At 63.8% G+C, this 17,354-nt stretch carries 16 protein-coding genes and 1 tRNA gene; 8 read left to right on the top strand and 9 right to left on the bottom strand.

Annotated features, from left to right (window positions below):
- Nucleotides 1–27: 27 nt before the first annotated feature.
- Nucleotides 28–297, bottom strand: coding sequence for a DksA/TraR family C4-type zinc finger protein (locus B5V46_RS14545; RefSeq protein ID WP_080617267.1), 270 nt, complete (start codon nt 295–297; stop codon nt 28–30).
- A 60-nt stretch (nt 298–357) separates the two neighbouring features.
- The gene (locus B5V46_RS14540) at nt 358–1,614 is read right to left on the bottom strand and encodes an MFS transporter (RefSeq protein WP_080617266.1); all 1,257 of its coding nucleotides are present in this window, start codon (nt 1,612–1,614) and stop codon (nt 358–360) included.
- 251 nt (nt 1,615–1,865) lie between these two features.
- Between B5V46_RS14540 and B5V46_RS14535 the strand changes: the two genes are divergently transcribed.
- On the top strand, nt 1,866–2,822 hold the full coding sequence (locus tag B5V46_RS14535; protein WP_080617265.1) for a zinc-dependent alcohol dehydrogenase family protein: 957 nt from the start codon (nt 1,866–1,868) through the stop codon (nt 2,820–2,822).
- 154 nt (nt 2,823–2,976) lie between these two features.
- Nucleotides 2,977–3,579, top strand: coding sequence for a nitroreductase family protein (locus B5V46_RS14530; protein WP_080617264.1), 603 nt, complete (start codon nt 2,977–2,979; stop codon nt 3,577–3,579).
- A gap of 164 nt (nt 3,580–3,743) precedes the next feature.
- Here the strand turns inward: B5V46_RS14530 and B5V46_RS14525 are convergent, their stop codons facing one another.
- The 5 genes from B5V46_RS14525 to B5V46_RS14505 all read right to left on the bottom strand — a co-directional run bounded on the left by B5V46_RS14525 (nt 3,744) and on the right by B5V46_RS14505 (nt 9,130).
- Nucleotides 3,744–5,375: an alpha-D-glucose phosphate-specific phosphoglucomutase gene (locus B5V46_RS14525; RefSeq protein ID WP_080618076.1), complete on the bottom strand. Its 1,632-nt coding sequence runs from the start codon at nt 5,373–5,375 to the stop codon at nt 3,744–3,746.
- Between the two features lie 358 nt (nt 5,376–5,733).
- Nucleotides 5,734–6,453, bottom strand: coding sequence for a sulfate/molybdate ABC transporter ATP-binding protein (locus tag B5V46_RS14520; RefSeq protein WP_080617263.1), 720 nt, complete (start codon nt 6,451–6,453; stop codon nt 5,734–5,736).
- 12 nt (nt 6,454–6,465) lie between these two features.
- Nucleotides 6,466–7,329, bottom strand: coding sequence for a sulfate ABC transporter permease subunit CysW (gene cysW, locus B5V46_RS14515; protein ID WP_080617262.1), 864 nt, complete (start codon nt 7,327–7,329; stop codon nt 6,466–6,468).
- Nucleotides 7,322–8,161, bottom strand: a complete 840-nt coding sequence (gene cysT / locus B5V46_RS14510) for a sulfate ABC transporter permease subunit CysT (RefSeq protein ID WP_080617261.1) — start codon at nt 8,159–8,161, stop codon at nt 7,322–7,324. Before cysT ends, cysW begins: the two co-directional genes overlap by 8 nt.
- 3 nt (nt 8,162–8,164) lie before the next feature.
- The gene (locus B5V46_RS14505) at nt 8,165–9,130 is read right to left on the bottom strand and encodes a sulfate ABC transporter substrate-binding protein (RefSeq protein WP_231119310.1); all 966 of its coding nucleotides are present in this window, start codon (nt 9,128–9,130) and stop codon (nt 8,165–8,167) included.
- Between the two features lie 591 nt (nt 9,131–9,721).
- On the opposite strand from B5V46_RS14505, the gene B5V46_RS14500 reads away from it, so the two are divergent.
- Nucleotides 9,722–10,192 (top strand): Lrp/AsnC family transcriptional regulator, encoded by a 471-nt coding sequence (locus B5V46_RS14500; protein WP_080617259.1) that lies wholly within the window; start codon nt 9,722–9,724, stop codon nt 10,190–10,192.
- Nucleotides 10,193–10,451: 259 nt separating this feature from the next.
- On the opposite strand, the gene B5V46_RS14495 is transcribed toward B5V46_RS14500, so the two are convergent.
- Nucleotides 10,452–11,771, bottom strand: coding sequence for an ATP-binding protein (locus tag B5V46_RS14495; protein ID WP_080617258.1), 1,320 nt, complete (start codon nt 11,769–11,771; stop codon nt 10,452–10,454).
- Between the two features lie 43 nt (nt 11,772–11,814).
- On the opposite strand from B5V46_RS14495, the gene B5V46_RS14490 reads away from it, so the two are divergent.
- The gene (locus B5V46_RS14490) at nt 11,815–12,735 is read left to right on the top strand and encodes an MBL fold metallo-hydrolase (protein WP_080617257.1); all 921 of its coding nucleotides are present in this window, start codon (nt 11,815–11,817) and stop codon (nt 12,733–12,735) included.
- Between the two features lie 69 nt (nt 12,736–12,804).
- Nucleotides 12,805–12,879, top strand: a tRNA-Asn gene (locus B5V46_RS14485).
- A 153-nt stretch (nt 12,880–13,032) separates the two neighbouring features.
- Here B5V46_RS14485 and B5V46_RS14480 read toward each other — a convergent pair.
- On the bottom strand, nt 13,033–13,350 hold the full coding sequence (locus B5V46_RS14480; protein ID WP_080617256.1) for a hypothetical protein: 318 nt from the start codon (nt 13,348–13,350) through the stop codon (nt 13,033–13,035).
- Nucleotides 13,351–13,573: 223 nt separating this feature from the next.
- Here B5V46_RS14480 and B5V46_RS14475 point away from each other — a divergent pair, with 223 nt between their 5' ends.
- From B5V46_RS14475 to B5V46_RS14465, 3 genes are read left to right on the top strand one after another with little or no spacing between them, the layout of a single operon-like run.
- The gene (locus B5V46_RS14475) at nt 13,574–14,974 is read left to right on the top strand and encodes a 3'-5' exonuclease (protein WP_080617255.1); all 1,401 of its coding nucleotides are present in this window, start codon (nt 13,574–13,576) and stop codon (nt 14,972–14,974) included.
- The gene (locus tag B5V46_RS14470; RefSeq protein ID WP_080617254.1) at nt 14,971–15,648 is read left to right on the top strand and encodes a DarT ssDNA thymidine ADP-ribosyltransferase family protein; all 678 of its coding nucleotides are present in this window, start codon (nt 14,971–14,973) and stop codon (nt 15,646–15,648) included. The genes B5V46_RS14475 and B5V46_RS14470 overlap by 4 nt, the downstream gene beginning before the upstream one ends.
- Nucleotides 15,645–17,348: an ADP-ribosylglycohydrolase family protein gene (locus B5V46_RS14465; RefSeq protein ID WP_080617253.1), complete on the top strand. Its 1,704-nt coding sequence runs from the start codon at nt 15,645–15,647 to the stop codon at nt 17,346–17,348. Before B5V46_RS14470 ends, B5V46_RS14465 begins: the two co-directional genes overlap by 4 nt.
- Nucleotides 17,349–17,354 lie beyond the last annotated feature (6 nt).

Here is a 17,354-nt window from a genome sequence, read left to right as displayed (position 1 = left end):
ACCTTCCGGTCAATCCCGCAACCGCCGTCACTTGAGTTGACTGTCCTTCGATCCGCGGCGGTTGATCCCTCCGCGCAGTACCGGCCGACTGTCGCGCGCGCCCTGACATGCGACGCACAGCTTGACCCCCGGCAGGGCCTGCCGCCGCGCCTCGGGGATGGGCTCGCCGCATTCGGCACAATCCGTCAGGCTGTCCCCGACCGGGGCACGCCTGGCCTTCATCCGGTTCAGCTCATCCTCGATTGTGGCGTCGATCTGGTCGTTCACCGCGCCGTCGCGCGCCCAGCCTCCGGCCATGGTCAACTCTCCCTTGCAGGGTATCAGGATAGGGCAGGCCGTGGCCCCGCGTCAAAGCCTTCAGGCCGCGACGCGGGCCGGGGCAGGCGCCTCGCGTATCGGCAGATGCACCAGCGCCGAGAAGGCGCCGACGCCCACGCCGACCCACCACACGAGATCGTAATTGCCGTACAGGTCGTAAAGCCTGCCGCCCAGCCAGACGCCGAGGAAGCCGCCGAGCTGGTGCGACAGGAAGACGAAACCGTAGAGCGTGCCCATGTAGCGCAGCCCGTAGATATGGGCGACGAGTCCGCTGGTCAGTGGCACCGTGGCCAGCCAGAGCGCGCCCATCACCATCGAGAAGACCAGAACCGAGCCCGGGGTGATCGGCATCAGGATGAAGGCGGCCGCGGCGATGGTGCGCGCCGTGTAGATCCCCGCCAGCAGGTATTTCCGGCTGTAGCGGTTGCCGAGCCAGCCTGCGGTCACCGTGCCGACGATGTTGAAAAAGCCGATCACCGAGATCGCCACCGCCCCCAGCGCCGAGGTGGTCGTGATCCCGATCGCCGACAGTGTGCTGCCGGGCACGATGGGCCCGCAAAGCTCGGCCACGAAGGGCGGGAAATGTGCGGTGATGAAGGCAAGCTGATAGCCGCAGGAGAAGAAGCCCATGAAGATCATGAAGAAGGACGGGTCGCGGAAGGCCCGGCCCAGCACCTGGCCGAGGCTCTCCTCGAGTTCGGCGCGGCTGGCGATCTGGGGCGAGCGGATGAAGGGCAGCGCCAGCAGCGAGGCCAGAACCACGCCGGCGAAGACCAGGAACACGCCCTGCCATGGCATGAGTTGCAGCAGCAGTTCGGCCGAGGGCGGCCCCACGATCTGCCCCGCCGATCCGGCGGCGGTCGCGACCCCCAGCGCCATCGAGCGATGTTCGGGGGCTGCCGCGCGGCCGACAATGGCGAGGATCACGCCGAAGCCCGTGCCCGCGATGCCGAAACCCACCAGCACCTCGAGCCATTGATGCTGCCAGGGCTGGATCGCGAAGGACGAGAGCACCAGCCCCAGCGCATAAAGCACCGCGCCGGCGATGATGGCCTTGCGGTCGCCGATCTTCTCGGCCACGGCGCCGAACAGCGGCTGGCCGATCCCCCAGGCCAGGTTCTGGATCGCGATGGCCAGCGAGAATTCGGTGCGTGCCCAGCCGAATTCCTCGGCAATCGGGATCTGGAACACCCCGAACGAGGCGCGGATGGCAAAACCGATCAGCAGGATCAGCGATCCCGCGATCAGGACCGGGGTCACAAGCGGCGCCTGCGCGGCGCGTTGGGCCTGGGGCATCTCAGATTTCCCTTCGGTCGTCCTCGCCGGATGGCGCATCGCGGCCGGTGATCCGAAGGACTCCCGGCCACAGGCCCCGGAGGGATGCGGCGCGGCCGGAACTCGGAGGAAAGGCGCGCGGTTTCCTTTCGCAATTCTATGTCCGCTGATGCCGGATCCGGCAAGAGGGCGATTGCGAAGCCGCCTGCGATGACCCGGCCGGGGCGCGTCTAGGGGCTGTCACTGCCGGGCGCGGGGCGTTACCCAAGGGTATGCAGGTCTCTTCGCTCGTCTGTCATGCCTTCGGGCCCCCCCGCGATGCGCTTTCGCTCGAGACCCGGCCGCTCGGGCCCCGGCCCGAACCGATGCTTCGGGTCGCGATGCTGCGGGCGCCGGTCAATCCCTCCGATCTTGTCCCCGTCACAGGCGCCTATGCGCACCGGATCGTGCTGCCCTTCATCGCCGGATATGAGGGGGTCGGCCGGGTGCTGGAGGCGCCGCCCGGCCATGCCGGTCTGATCGGCCGCCGGGTCTTGCCCCTGCGCGGGCCGGGGACCTGGCAGACAGTCCTCGATTGCGACCCGGCGCTGGCGATCCCGGTTCCCGAGGATATCGGCGACGATCTTGCAGCGCGGGCCTATATCAATCCTCTCGCGGCCAGGGGCATGCTGTCGCGCTGGCCGGTCGCGGGGCGGCGGGTGCTGCTCAGCGGGGCGGGCTCGCATTGCGCGGATCTTCTGGGGCAATGGGCGCTGGGGCAGGGCGCGGCCGTAGTCACAGGCGTTCACCGCTCGCCCAGCCGTGCAGCGCGCCTGCGCACCCTCGGGATCGACCCCGTTCCGGCCGCCGAAGAGGCCCAGGTCCTGGACCATGCGCGGCGGGCCGACATCGTCTTCGATGCACTCGGCGGGCTGCTTGCCTCGCGCATTCTCGATGTCCTGCCCGAGGGCGCCCATTTCGTGGGATATGGCCTTCTGACGGGTCGCCCGGTCCGGCCCGCGAGCCCGCCGCGCGCCCGGTTCGAGCGGTTTCACCTCCGCGACTGTCTGGCCTCTATGTCGGCGGCGGACTGGCGGGCGGCCTTCGAAGGGCTCTGGCCAGGGCTCGCGACGGCCGATCTTCCGGGCATTCGCCCCTTCGCGCTGACCGACTGGAGACAGGCGCTCGACGCGGCCGGACGGCCCGGCGCAGAGAAGCCGATGCTGTGTTTCGGGGCTCCGGGCGTGTGAGGGCGCGCATGGCGCCCGGCGGTCCTGCAGGAGGGCCCGCCGGAGGACGAAAGCACGCAGGCTGTGCGCCTTCGCGCAGTGCCTGCCATTGAAGCCCCTGCCCGATCGCGAAATATAGCCTTCCGACACACAGATCACTCAGGAGACTTTCCAGATGTCGAACAAGACGCTCGAGCTGTTGCAGAAGCGCCGGACGCAATATGCCCTCGGCAAGGATCTTCCGCTCTCGGCCGACATGGTGGAAGACCTGATCAAGGCCGCGATCCGCCATGCTCCTTCCTCGTTCAATTCGCAAAGCTCGCGGGCCGTCATCCTGTTCGGGGCCGAAAGCGAGAAGGCCTGGGCGCTGATCGGGGCCGAGCTTCGCAAGATCGTTCCGGCCGAGAATTTCGGCCCGACCGAAGCCAAGATGAAGGGCTTTGCCGCCGGGGCGGGCACGGTGCTCTTCTACGAGGATGAGGACACGATCAAGGGGCTGCAGGAGCAGTTCCCGCTCTATGCCGACGCCTTCCCGCGTTTTGCCCAGCATTCGGCGGGGATGGCGCAACTGGCGGTCTGGACGGCGCTGGCCGAGGAAGGCATCGGCGCGAGCCTTCAGCATTACAACCCGGTTGCGGATGCGGCCCTGGCCGAGGCCTTCGGTGTGCCCGCCAGCTGGACGCTGGTCGCACAGATGCCCTTCGGCGGCCATGCGGACGACATCGGTGACAAGACCTTCATCGATGACGAAACGCGCTTCCGCACCCACGGCAAGTAACCCCGCGGGCGGGCGCTCTGGCGCCCGTCGCACCCGCCTTCGCTGCGCGACAGGGTCCGGCCTCGCATGGCCTCACCGCGTCGCAGACCCGCGCGCGCCAGCGGGCCGGGCCCAAGGCGGGACAAGCAAGGCGGCAGCCTTGTGATGGCCCGGGGCGGGAGGGCTCAGGTCCGGACGTCCGGCGCGGTCCTGCCGGTATGGTTGCGAATGCCCGCGATCTCGTCGGCTGCGGCGATGACATCGGCCAGCACCTCCTCGACCGGCAGCTCCAGCCGCGCCGGATCGTCGGTATACTCCTCCAGATAGACCCGAAGCGTCGCCCCGACAGTACCCGTTCCCGACAGCCGGTAGACGATCCGAGCGCCGCCCTCGAAATGGATGCGCAGCCCCTGGCCCGTGCTTTTCGAGCCGTCGACCGGATCGTCATAGGAAAATTCGTCGCCCATCTCGACCCTCCGCCCGGCAAAGCTCTGCCCGGCCAGATCGCCGAGCCGCCCGCGCAGGGCGTCGAGCATCGCTTCGGCACGGTCCTTGTCGACCGCTTCATAATCGTGCCGCGTGTAGTAGTTGCGGCCGTAGTCGGCCCAATGCGCGCGCATGGTCTTGGCCACGGACAGGCCGGTCTCGGCGAGGATGTTCAGCCACAGAAGCACCGCCCAGAGCCCGTCCTTCTCGCGCACATGGTCCGATCCGGTCCCGGCGCTTTCCTCGCCGCAGAGCGTCGCGCGCCCGGCATCGAGCAGGTTGCCGAAGAATTTCCAGCCGGTGGGCGTCTCGTAACAGTCGAGCCCCGCCGCCGCCGCCACCCGGTCGACTGCGCGCGAGGTCGGCATCGAGCGTGCCACTCCCTTCAGCCCGGCCGCATAGCCCGGCGCCCGGGTCGCATTCGCCGCCAGCACCGCGAGGCTGTCCGAGGGCGTCACCACGATGCCGCGCCCGAGGATCATGTTGCGGTCGCCGTCGCCATCAGAGGCGGCCGCGAAATCGGGCGCCTCGGGCCCCATCGCCAGATCGACGAGCGGCTTGGCCCAGATCGGGTTCGGGTCGGGATGGCCGCCGCCGAAATCGGGCTGCGGCACCGCGTTGATCACGCTGCCCGCGGGCGCGCCCAGACGCTCCTCGAGGATCGTACTGGCATAGGGCCCCGTCACCGCATGCATCGCGTCGAAGCGCAGGGTGAAACCGCCCGCGATCAGCCGCCGGATGGCGTCGAAATCGAACAGGCTCTCCATCAGCTCGGCATAATCGGCGACCGGGTCGACGATCTCGACCACCATGTCGCCAAGCGCGGCCTCACCCGGGGCGGACAGGTCCAGATCCCGGGTCTCGAGGATCTCGTAGGAGGTGATGGTCGTCGTCGCTTCGAAGATCCGGTTGGTCACCTCCTCGGGGGCCGGGCCGCCATTGGGGGTGTTGAACTTGACCCCGAAATCCTCGTCCGGCCCGCCCGGGTTGTGGCTGGCCGAGAGGATGATCCCGCCATCGGTGCGGCGCTTGCGGATCAGGTTCGAGGCGGCGGGCGTCGACAGCAGCGCATTCTGCCCGACGATGACCCGTGCCGCGCCACCGGCTGCCGCCATCCGCAGGATGACCTGGGCCGCGCGGTCGTTGAAATAGCGTCCGTCGCCGCCCAGAACCAGCGACTTGCCGGCGACCCCGCCGATGGCGTTGAAGATCGACTGGACGAAATTCTCCAGATAATGCGGGCTCATGAAAACCGGCGTCTTTTTTCTCAGCCCCGAGGTACCGGGCTTCTGGCCTTCGATGGGCCGGGTTTCGACGGTGATCTTCTGCATGAGGATGGGCTCTCCCGTGGCCTTGATGTCCGCGGGCCGGAGCATAGCGGCCTCGCGCACGGCCACAAGCGGCTCCGGCGTCTCCGTGGCGCCGTGAGCGGCGCGCCGCGGGGAGGGCAGGGGCCATTGCACAGGGAATAAGGTCGGGCCGATTGCCCGCGGCAGATGGCGCCCGGCCGCGCGGAACATGGATGACATGCCGAGGGGCGGGCGCCGGGCCGTTCGTTCCGTCGCGACCGCAGCTCGGCGGCTCGCCACAGGGATGGCGCTGCTGACGGGATGGCGGAAGCTCGGTGCGCCCGCCCGGTCTGAGGCCGGTCCCGGCCCGGTTTCGGCCCGGTCCCGGCTCTGTCTCGGCTCAGGCGGCCACGAAATCGCGCACGAAGGCGCAGGCCGGGCGCGCGCGGATCTCGGCGGGCTTGCCGATCTGTTCGATCCGGCCCATCGACATCACCACGACGAGATCGGCCAGATCCATCGCCTCGTCCTGGTCATGGGTGACGAAAAGCGTGGTCAGCCCGGTCGCATCGTGGATCTCGCGCAGGCCCTGGCGCAATTCCTTGCGGACCTTGGCGTCGAGCGCGCCGAACGGCTCGTCAAGCAGCAGCATGCGCGGCTCGATGGCCAGCGCCCGCGCCAGCGCCACGCGCTGACGCTGCCCGCCCGAAAGCTGACCGGGATAGCGCGCGCCGATATCGGGCAGCTGGATCAGCGCCAGCAGCCGGTTTACCCGGCGGTCGATTTCGGCTGCGGTCGGACGGTCGCGGCGCTTGCGGGCGCGCAGCCCGTAGGCGATGTTCTCGAACACGGTCATGTGCCTGAACAGCGCGTAATGCTGGAAGACGAAGCCCGCCCGGCGGTCCTGCACGCTCAGCCCGGTGGTATCCTGCCCGTCGAAGAAGATCCGTCCCGAACTGGGATATTCGAGCCCGCCCAGAATGCGCAGCAGCGTGGTCTTGCCCGAGCCCGACGGCCCCAGCAGCGCCACCAGCGCTCCGTTCGGGATCGAGAGCGAGACCGGATGCAGCGCCCGCGCGGTGCCGAAGTCCTTCGCGATTTCGTCGATTTCGATATGCATGGGATACGCCTTTCAATGCCGGCGGGTGGCGGAGAGCTGCTCCGCGTAGCGCCATTCCAGAAGGGTTTTCAGGGTCAGGGTCAGAAGCGCGAGCAGCGCGAGCAGTGCCGCGAGGGTGAAGGCCGCGACCGAGAGATATTCGTTGTAGAGCATCTCGATCATGATCGGCATGGTGGTGGTTTCGCCCCGGATCTTGCCCGAGACCACGGCGACCGCGCCGAATTCGCCCATCGCCCGGGCATTGCACAGAAGCAGCCCGTAAAGCAGCGCCCAGCGGATATTGGGTAGCGTCACCGTCAGGAAGGTCCGCCATCCCGAGGCCCCCAGCGTCAGTGCCACCTCTTCCTCGCTCCGGCCCTGTTCGATCATCACCGGAATGAGTTCGCGGGCGACGAAGGGAAAGGTCACGAACAGCGTGGCCAGGACGATGCCGGGCAGGGCGAAGACGATCTTGAGGTCATGGGCGATAAGCCAGGCGCCCAGCGGCCCGTTGACCCCGAACAGAAGCACCAGCGCCAGTCCCGCCACCACCGGAGAGACCGAGAAGGGCAGGTCGATCAGGGTGACGAGCAGCGCCTTGCCACGAAACTCGAACCTGGCGATGGCCCAGGCGGCGGCGATGCCGATTCCCGCGTTCAGCGGCACCGAGAGGACGGCGACGGTCAGCGTCAGCCCGATCGCCGCGCGGGCATCGGGCGAGCCGAGCGCGGCCAGCGCCGCCGCGCCGCCCCCGGCCAGCGCCTCGGCGAAGACAGTGACGAGCGGCGCGAAGAGCAGGATGCCGACCAGTGCCAGTACCGCCGCGATCAGCGTCCAGCGGGCCAGCCGCGGCTCGGTGGTCACGGCCTCCTGCCTCGGATATGCGATCTCAGCCAAGGCCGATCCTCCGTCTGCTCCAGAACTGGATGGTGTTGAGGGCCAGCAGCACCGCGAAGGAGATCATGAGCATTGCGATCCCGATCGCCGCGGCGGCGTCGTGATTGTATTCCTCAAGCCGGATCACGATCAGCAGGGGCGCGATCTCTGTCCGGAACGGCAGGTTGCCGGCGATGAAGATGACCGAGCCGTATTCGCCGACAGAGCGCGCCAGCGCCAGCGCGAAGCCGGTCATAAGCGCCGGGCTCAGCGTCGGCAGTACGACCCGGCGCAGGGTGTAAAGGCGGCTGGCGCCGAGCGTGGCGCTGACCTCTTCCGCCTCGCGGTCGATTTCCTCGATCACCGGCTGCACGCTGCGCACCACGAAGGGCAGGCCGATGAAGATCAGCGCCAGCCAGATCCCGGCCTTGGTATAGGCGATCTCAATCCCGAGCGGCGCGAGCGCGCGGCCGAAGGGGCCGCTCGGTGCGTAAAGCGCGGTCAGTGCGATCCCCGCCACCGCCGTCGGCAGCGCGAAGGGCAGATCGACCGCGGCGTCGATCAGCCGCCGTCCCCAGAACCGGTACCGCACCAGCACCCAGGCCAGCATCAGCCCGAAGGCCAGATTGAAGAGCGACGCGACCAGAGCGGCCCGGAAGGACAGGCCGAGCGCTTCCCGGACGCGGCGCGAATTGACCATGTCCAGCAGTTCGACCGGGCCGATGGCAAGCCCGCGTCCCAGAAGCGCGCCGAGCGGCAGCAGAACCACGATGGACAGCCCCGCCATCGCGATCCCGAAGCTCAGCCCAAACCCCGGCAGGGGAGAGGGCGAGCGGAAGGGGCCCGCTCGCATCGTTCAGTTCTCGTAGATCTTGTCGAACAGCCCGCCATCGCCGAAGAAGACCGGCTGCGCCTTGGCCCAGCCGCCGAAATCCTCGATGCTCACGAGCCGCAGCTTCGGAAAGCGCGCGACATCCTCGGGCGCAGCGGCAGAGCTGTCCCAGGCGCGATAGAAATGGCGCAGCGCCAAGGCCTGGGCCTCGGGGCTGTAGAGGTGCTCGAGATAGGCCCGGGCGACCGCGCGTTGCGCATCCGAACCGATATTGCCGTCGACAAGCGTGACCGGCGGCTCGGCCAGGATCGAGATCGAGGGCACGACGATGTCGAACTTCTGGGCGCCCAGCTCGTCGAGCGCCAGGAATGCTTCGTTTTCCCAGGCCAGCAGCACGTCGCCGATGCCCCGTTGCGCGAAGGTCGTGGTGGCGCCGCGGGCCCCGGTATCGAGCACCGGCACATTGCCGTAAAGCCGCGTCATGAAGTCCTGCGCCCGGGCCTCGTCGCCGCCGAACCGGTCGAGCGCATAGCCATAGGCTGCAAGGAAGTTCCAGCGCGCGCCGCCCGAGGTTTTCGGGTTCGGGGTCACCACCTGCACGTCGTCCCGGATCAGGTCGTCCCAGTTCTCGATCGCCTTGGGATTTCCCTTGCGGACGAGAAAGACGATGGTCGAGGTATAGGGCGCCGAGTTATGCGGCAGGCGGCTCTGCCAGTCGGCCGGGATCTTTCCGGTGCGTTCGGCGATGGCGTCGATATCGGCCGAAAGCGCCAGCGTGACCACCGTCGCCGGCAGGCCGTCGATCACGGCCCGCGCCTGTGCCCCGGCGCCGCCATGCGATTGCTGGACGGTGACCGGCGCATGACCTTCGGCATCCCACCAGGCTTCGAACAGCTCATTGTAATCGAGGTAGAATTCGCGGGTCGGATCATAGGAGACATTGAGGATTTGCAGCGCCTCGCTTTCGGTGGCGAAAGCGTCCGACGGCATGCCGAGCGCAAGCCCGACGGCGGCCAGCGCACCGAGAATGCCGTTCCGCCAGCGAAAGGCGCTCAGCGCATGTCGCAGAGGTGTTGCCGCGCGCATCGGCGCGATGGGCACGGCGGTCCCCGTGAGGCGCCGACCGCCGATGTCGATCTCGATCTGTCCGTCGCCGAAGGTGCGGATGACCTGGCCCTGAGCGAGCGCATGGGCGCCAAGCTGGATGGTGCGGATCATGGGCGTATTCCTTTGCTACCCCTGTCGAGTGTGTCGTGTCAGGCGGACGGGACGGGACCCGGCCGGTGGCCGTTCTGGCGGGGGCCGGGCGAGGGCCGGGCGTCGTCTGCGCCGCCTGACCCTTAAATAACGACAGATGTGATCGACTTTTTCAAAGGAAGAATGTCGGCTTTTTCGGTCGTGATTTTGGAAAATCCTTCTCCGGCGGCAACCCCCCGGCCGAAGTCTCATGAAGAGAGCCAGGGAGGGGGGCCTGGCTGGTGGATATTTTTACACGATCATAAAGGTCGACATTTTGTTGAATTGTGGCATCCTGAGTGCCGACTCGCCTTCCATGGGCGCGGTCAATGTCAGGGAGGCAGCATGAAACTCGATCGCATAGACCTGAAGATTCTCGATCTCCTTCAACGGGATGCGACCATTCCACTGGCGCGGATCGCAGACCGGGTGGGATTGTCGCAAACGCCCTGCTGGAAGCGTATCCAGAAGCATGAAGAGGCGGGCGTGATCCGCGAACGCGTCGCCATTCTCGATCCGGAAGCGCTGGGCCTGTCATTGACTGCCTTCGTCATGATCGAGGCGCTCGATCACACATCCGAATGGCGCGAGAACTTTCTCGGGATTGCCGAGCGGTTCGAGGAGGTGCGCGACCTCTATCGGCTGGCCGGGCGTTATGATTTCCTGCTGCGGGTCGTGGTCCGCGACATGGCCGAGTTCGACCGGTTCTATGCCGACCTGACCTCGGTGGTACGTCTGCGCAGCGTCGACAGCTTCTTCGCGCTCGAACGGCTGAAGGTATCGACCGCATTGCCGCTTGCGGGAATGCTGGCCTGAGCGACCCTGCGGGGCCGCATCCCGCGGAAGGCGAGGATCTCAGCAAGCTCGACGCATGCGGATTTCTCGTCGCGGGGGCGGTCTTTCAAAGGGGCCGGCGCAGCATCGATCACCCGAACAGCCCGCAAGGGGGCGCCGCGGTTGCGACGGTCGGGCTGTGCCGATCGGCTCGCCTGTGGCCATCCCGTCGGCAGGGAGACAGGCCCCACCAATGGCCCCACCAATGGCGCGCCCCGTCAGCCCCGGGATGCAGAGGCGGTCAGCGCGCCAGCACCAGATCTGCCCGCAGCCCGCCCAGTCGGTCGCTGATGCCCAGATGCAGCGCGCCGCCATGGCCGCGCGCGATATCGGCGGCAATGGCCAACCCAAGACCCACGCCGGTGCTCCGGTTCTGGTTGCGCGCCGCGTCGAGCCGTTGAAACGGTTGCATCGCCAGTTCGCGCTGGGCTTCGGGGATGCCAGGACCGTCATCCTCGACGGTGAAGACCAGCGCGCCCGGCCGCATATAGAGCGACAGCGCCACCCGGTTGCCATGGCGCAGGCCGTTGTCGATCAGGTTCTGCAGTGCACGTTCGACCGCCATCGGTCGCAGCGAGGCATGCTCTCCGGAGGGCAGGGCCCCGATTTCGACGGTGCCACCGCCGACGCGCGCGCGCTCTGCCGCGCGCATTAGCAGGGTGGCCGGATCGAGCTCCTCGGGGTCGTCCAGCGCATCGGCGCGCGAGAAATCGAGGAAGGTGTCGATCATCCGACCCATGTCGTTGATGTCGCGCAGCATCGCCCGGGTCTCGGGGCTGTCCTCTGCCATCGACAATTCCAGCTTGAGTCGGGTCAGCGGCGTGCGCAGGTCATGGCTGACCCCCGACAGCATCAGCGTGCGCTGTTCGATCTGGCGCTCCATCCGGGCCCGCATGTCGAGAAAGGCGCGGCCCGCGGCGCGGACCTCGGTCGCCCCCGAGGGGCGGTAGGGAATCGGCCGGCCCTTGCCGAAGGCATCTGCGGCGCGGGCAAGGCGCCGGATCGGGCGCAGCTGGTTGCGCAGGAACAGGAAGGCGATCAGCGTCATCAGCGCGCTGGTGGACGCCATCAGGACAAGCAACTGATGCGGGTTGGTCGCCGAGACCCGGCGGCGGTTGAACGACACCTCCATCGGCCCCTTGCCGGTCGCGATCCCGACCCAGACGCGGGCGGTATCGGTCGCGAGGTCGATCCCGGTGAAGCCCGGCAGACCCTGGCGCAATGTGGCGGTCACGGTCTTGCCGGACAGATCGTAGAACCGGCGGCTGATGTCCTGCGGCGCGTCGCCTGGCAGCACCAGCGCCAGGTCCAGCGGCCTTGCCACGGCTTCGGCCTCGGATCGTGCGGTGGCCAGATCTGGCGCGGCCTCCACCATCCGGGTCAGGTAAGCCAGTTCCAGCACGAGGGCCCGGGTCATCTGCTGGGTGACATCGGCGAAATGGCGCTGAATGAAGACCACGGACACGACCAGCTGGATCGTGACGATCGGCACGATCAGAATCAGCGCGGCCCGGCCATAGAGCCCCCGCGGCAGCACCCGTTTGATCCAGCGCTCCACCATGCTAAAGCCATATCGGCGCCGCCGCTGCGACGAAAGGGGAATGATGGACGACCCCACCGCCTTTGCCCCCATGCCCGGCCGGGTCGACCGGCTGGCGCCGGGGCTGCGACGTGTCCTCGCCCCCAACCCCTCGCCGATGACCTTCCGCGGCACCAACAGCTACCTCCTTGGCGAGGGAGAGGTGGCGGTCATCGATCCCGGCCCGGCGCTCAGGCCGCATCTCGAGGCTGTGCTGGCGGCGCTCGAACCCGGCGAGAAGATCACGCGCATCCTCGTCACGCATTCCCATCTGGACCATTCCGCGCTGGCCCGGCCGCTGGCCGAGGCGACGGGCGCGCCGGTTTTCGCCTTCGGAGACAGCAGCGCTGGTCGGAGGGCCGATCTGGCCGGGCTCGCGGGGCTCGGAGGCGGCGAGGGGGTCGATGCCGGGTTCCGCCCGGACGAGCGGCTGGCCGACGGGACAACCCTCGTGACCCCGGACTGGCATCTGACCGCGCTGCATACGCCGGGCCATATGGGCAATCATCTTTGCCTGGCCTGGAGCGGCCTCGACCCGGAGGGCGCGGCGCTCTTCACCGGCGATCATGTGATGGGCTGGGCAAGCTCGATGGTCTCGCCCCCCGACGGCGATCTCGGTGCCTTCATGTCCTCTCTCGAGCGGCTGGCCGCGCGGCCCGAGCGGTGTCTGTTTCCCGCCCATGGCCCCCCTGTCGCCGATGGCCCGGCACGGATCGCGGCGCTCGCCGCCCATCGCCGTGCTCGCGGCGCGCGGCTTCTCGAACTTCTCTCCGAAGCTCCGGGGACGCCCGCGGCCCTGGCCCGGGCGATCTACACTGACACGCCGCCCGCGCTCCTGCCCGCCGCCACCCGCAACGTGCTGGCGCATCTTATTGAACTAAGGGATAAATCTCTTGCCAGCTCCGAAGGCGGCGCGGTGACGGAGGCCGTCTGGCGGCTGGTTTGACGCCCTCTGCATTTTTTCGTCAGACCCCTCTGGACGCGCCTGAAACGACTTGCTATATGCCCCCCACGTTCCGGCGTAGCTCAGCGGTAGAGCAGTTGACTGTTAATCAATTGGTCGTAGGTTCGATCCCTACCGCCGGAGCCAATCAACCACTTGGTTGTAAAGCAAAAATGGCGATCCTTCGGGATCGCCTTTTTTCGTTTTTGCAACGATTTTGCAACGCGGGCACAGTCAAAACGGAATGTCGTCGTCACTGTCGCCAGCTTCCACCGCCCGCTCCTTGTCGCCACCAACAAGTCACTCTGTCTCGAAGAAGTCCGACTTGTTGCGGTTCACCTGCATAGGCACGACGCGCAAATTCCAGTAGACATGCAAGCCGCAAACATTGCGCTCAAGCGTGTCCGGGCACCTACCGTTCAAAGGGACGATGTGGTCGACCTCAAACGGAATGCCCGTCCACACCGACCGTTGCTCCGCCTCCGCGAAGATGCGCTCAATGACCAACTTGTGCTCGTCGTCGAGCCAAGGCGGCGCTGCTGGGCCTGCACGACGCAAAGCCTCCTTGGCTGAGAGAGTCAACCTGTTCTTGAAACGGTATCGCGCCTTTGGGTCCATGCCAAAAGTTGGCGCACCGGAGACGTTCCAGTCAACATTGCACTTGACCAAGAGGCCAAGCAAGATGCCGACGAAACGGTTGTAGGAAGAATGGGCTACAACAGGCCGCGGGAGCGCAGCAAACCAACATGCTTGATCGAACCGGCGATCTCGAGCGGAATCAACGTTTCAACCTCACGCTCCGAGTGCTAGTACTAACGCGGCACAGGATATGGTTAGTGGCATGAAACATTTAAAAAATATTGTTCCTTCGTCTGAGCAGCTCAAACTAATAAGCGGTAACCAAACGGGCGCGGAATTAATTCGTGGGTCTGCTGGCAGCGGCAAAACGACTACGGCGCTCCTGCGCCTCAAATCTCTAAAGGGCATGATGCGTGCGCGAAAAGATCGCATTGGAGATGACACCCCAGTCAAAGTGCTTTTGCTTACTTTCAACAGAACTCTCGCGGGCTACGTTCGCGCACTTGCAGAATCACAAGTCAACGAAGTCGGCGTAGAAATCGAAATTCGGACCTTCGCAAAGTGGTCGATGACCAAACTAGGCGTAGGTAGCGTGAGTGCGGACGCAGCGCGAAATTCACTTCATAGGCTTGCAAACCGGTTTGAGGGCCTAGAGCCTTCTTATGTGGTTCAAGAATCTGAATACCTCATGGGTCGATTTGAGCCGAATGATTTGGAAAGCTATATCTCAGCCGAACGCACAGGGCGCGGTGCGCTACCTAGAGTGGAAGCGAGCTTAAGGCGACGTCTTCTAGACGAAGTCATTTATCCGTATTACCGCCACCTTGCCGACAATAACTGGCTAGACTGGAACTCTCTTGCGATAAGAATGCGCACGGACATTCCGTCTCTAGGTTATGATGTTATTATTGTAGACGAGAGTCAGGATTTTTCGGCGAATGAAATTCGCGCAATAAAGCACCACCTAGCTGACGAGCATGCGGTCACCTTTGTTATCGACACCGCGCAACGCATCTATGCAAGAGGATTTACATGGGCAGAAGCTGGTATTGACGTTACCGGGAATCGGTCGCACCGCCTTAGAGAAAACCACAGGAACACAAAAGAAATAGCCGCCTTTGCATCGAGCATTCTCGCTGGAATTACCGTAGACACTGATGGCGTCTTGCCGAATCTTGACAATGCTAAGTCCAGCGGACCGTTACCAAAGGTAATTTCAGGAAAGTACTCTCAACAGATTAGATGGGCGCTAGAATATATCCGCAACTCTGTCGACCTCGATGAGGAAACTGTGGCATTTCTAAAACCTGAAGGCGGGCGTTGGTTCGATACCGTCAGGTGCGAACTATCCAGAACCGGGCTGGACTATGTAGAGATGCAACGCAATGGCGAATGGCCCGCAGGTGATGAGAATATTGCTTTGTGCACATTCCATTCCGCCAAAGGCCTTGAGTTTGATCACGTCATTATCATTGGCTTCAATCAAGAGAACACTTACTTTGGAGATGAAGAGCGAACTGATCAAATTCAGGTTTTGCGACGCCTTCTTGCAGTAGCGGTTGCCCGAGCTAGGAAACAGGTCATTGTCGGTTACAAGCCGGGCGAGGAATCTCGTCTAACCGATTACTTCGACGATCAGACATACGAAGCGGTACCTTTATGACCATAGAAACGTCGATACAAGAACGGGGAATCACGGAAGTACTGCACTTCACGACAAATCGCGGATTGGTTGGTTCACTCGCGAGCAAAAGTCTATTGTCGCGCCCGCTTGTAGGCGAAGACGCCTACCTGCGTCATGTCCTGCAATTGAATTCCGAGAATAGGCCGGAAAAGTCCGCTTTTTTCGACAAGTCGGAAGACTGGATACGCTTCGTGAACCTGTCCGTTTCTGAAATCAATCGCAGATTTTTTGAGTTCTCGCTGCGTTGGCATACCAACGACGATGTTTGGTGGTGCATCCTTGCTTTTTCACCTGAGATCATGACTCATGAAGGTGTCTGGTTTGCCACTACAAATAATGGATACGACGAATGCGAACGGGACCGGGGTGAAGAAGGGTTTGACGCTCTGTTTGCAGAGTGCATTCGGCGTAAAGCTCATGGCGCCGGTGGGCGCCCTTGGGACGTGCGCCGACATGGCCGAAGCGACAACTTGCCAACCTGCGAACAGGCTGAGGTTCTATATCCAGAACGACTTAGCTTAAGCTACCTAAACCATGTATATGTACAGAAAGCGGAGCACCACGATACAGCTGTCGGCTGGCTGGATGAGTTCGAGTACTCGGGCGTCACGGTCTCGGTTTCACCTCAGAAGTTCTTGGGGAAGAAGAATTGAATACCCGCAACGAAAAAGCACCCGCGACGTCATACAGCGCACCTGACTATCAGCGTGCGGTCGTCAACTCTGCCTTGTGGGCCGCCGCCGGCGACGCTCTTGGATGGATAACGGAACTCTCACATGGGGCAAGTGGCGTGGAGCGCCGGACTGGCAGCCGAAAAGTGTCGGAACCTGTCCCATGGAAACGTCTCATCGGAGGGCGTTCAGGAGTGACAGTCGACCTACCTGCGGGCACGTACTCCGATGACACACAACTACGGTTATGCGTTTCGAGGGCAATCAGCGCCAACGGCACCTTCGACGTCGAGGCCTTTGCAAAGATCGAGGTGACTTCATGGCAAGGCTACTGTTTGGGCGCTGGTATTGGCTCTAAAGCCGCAGCGGCTAACCTGTCCAAACGGGGTGTAAACTGGTTTTCGAACTTTTTCTCATCAGATCGGCAAAAATACGTGACGGCGGGCGGCAACGGTGCAGCCATGCGAATACAACCTCACATATGGAGCGCCCGTGGCACACTCGACGATCTGGTTTTGCGCGTAATGCGTGATGCGGTGGTGACCCATGGTCATCCCCATGGATTCTGCGGCGCGGTTTTCCATGCTCTATGCCTGTGGGACACGCTTATTAGGAAAGAAGTCCCTTCAATTGATTGCGCAATAGAGTACGTATCTGTCTGTGGAAGACTTCCTGAAATAATTGAAAAGGATAACGAACTCTCTTCTTTCTGGAAACCCACATGGGAACGCGAAGCCAGCCAGAGTTTTGATACCGCAATCCGAAATTTTCAAGAGGAGGCTATCCGCGACATCTCTATCGTGCAGGGGCTAGTCGAAAAGAATTCTACCCCGAACTACCACGAGGTGCTGGAAGGATTGGGCTGCCTAACTGATCAATTTCGGGGTTCAGGTTTTAAGACCGCTCTTGCGGCCTTGTTCCTTTCTGAACTTCATACTCCGTCAGAGATAGAAGATGCCCTTATTGAATCCGCTAACGAACTAGAAAGCGACACCGACACAATTGCCTCGATGGCGGGAGCAATACTCGGCGCACTTTCCACGCGTGAGCCGAATTGGAGCATTCAGGACGCGAGCTATTTGCGCGCTGAGGCTCTTCGCATGGCGAGCGTCGCAAGAAATGAGGAGGCCAGCAGCTTTACTTATCCGGATGTTTCTGCGTGGGAGCCTCCAACCAATCAGTCCGATGCCGTCGTCTATTGGAAGAACACCTTGGCACTTTCCGGGATCGGCGAACTCAAACCAAAGGGTCCGGAATACAACGCAGGTTCGGCAATATGGCAATGGTTCGAACTGCCTTTTGGACAAAGTGTCCTTGCAAAGCGACGAGCGAAGATCACAAACTCAGTAGATGATAAGCAAATGCCACGCCCATCTGTGCCTCAAAGGCCTGATCCGAAGCAAGAAATAGGCAAGGAACAGCCTGATATATTTGAACACGCTGAGAGGCAGGCTCATACTATCGAAGATAGGCAACGTTCGAACGTTAGACAACAGCATAGGCCTGAACGGTATCCTGGGTTGGATAGGGCCTCGGATATAATTATCAACTCTGGGTTTGACGAAGTCATAATTGGGCGTCTTCTCAAGCTTGCGATTGATGAAACTGGAGGAATTGAAGCCGCAGTAGCACTCTCCGCGATTGTCGCGAAGGCTCGCCTCGCTCGCATGCGCCGTAGGTAGGCGCAA

Origin of the sequence: Rhodovulum sp. MB263 (assembly GCF_002073975.1) — a bacterium.
In the GTDB taxonomy this organism is placed as follows: Bacteria; Pseudomonadota; Alphaproteobacteria; order Rhodobacterales; family Rhodobacteraceae; genus Rhodovulum.
Note: the sequence above shows the minus strand (reverse complement) of the source record. Positions and strands in the feature narration are given on the sequence as shown.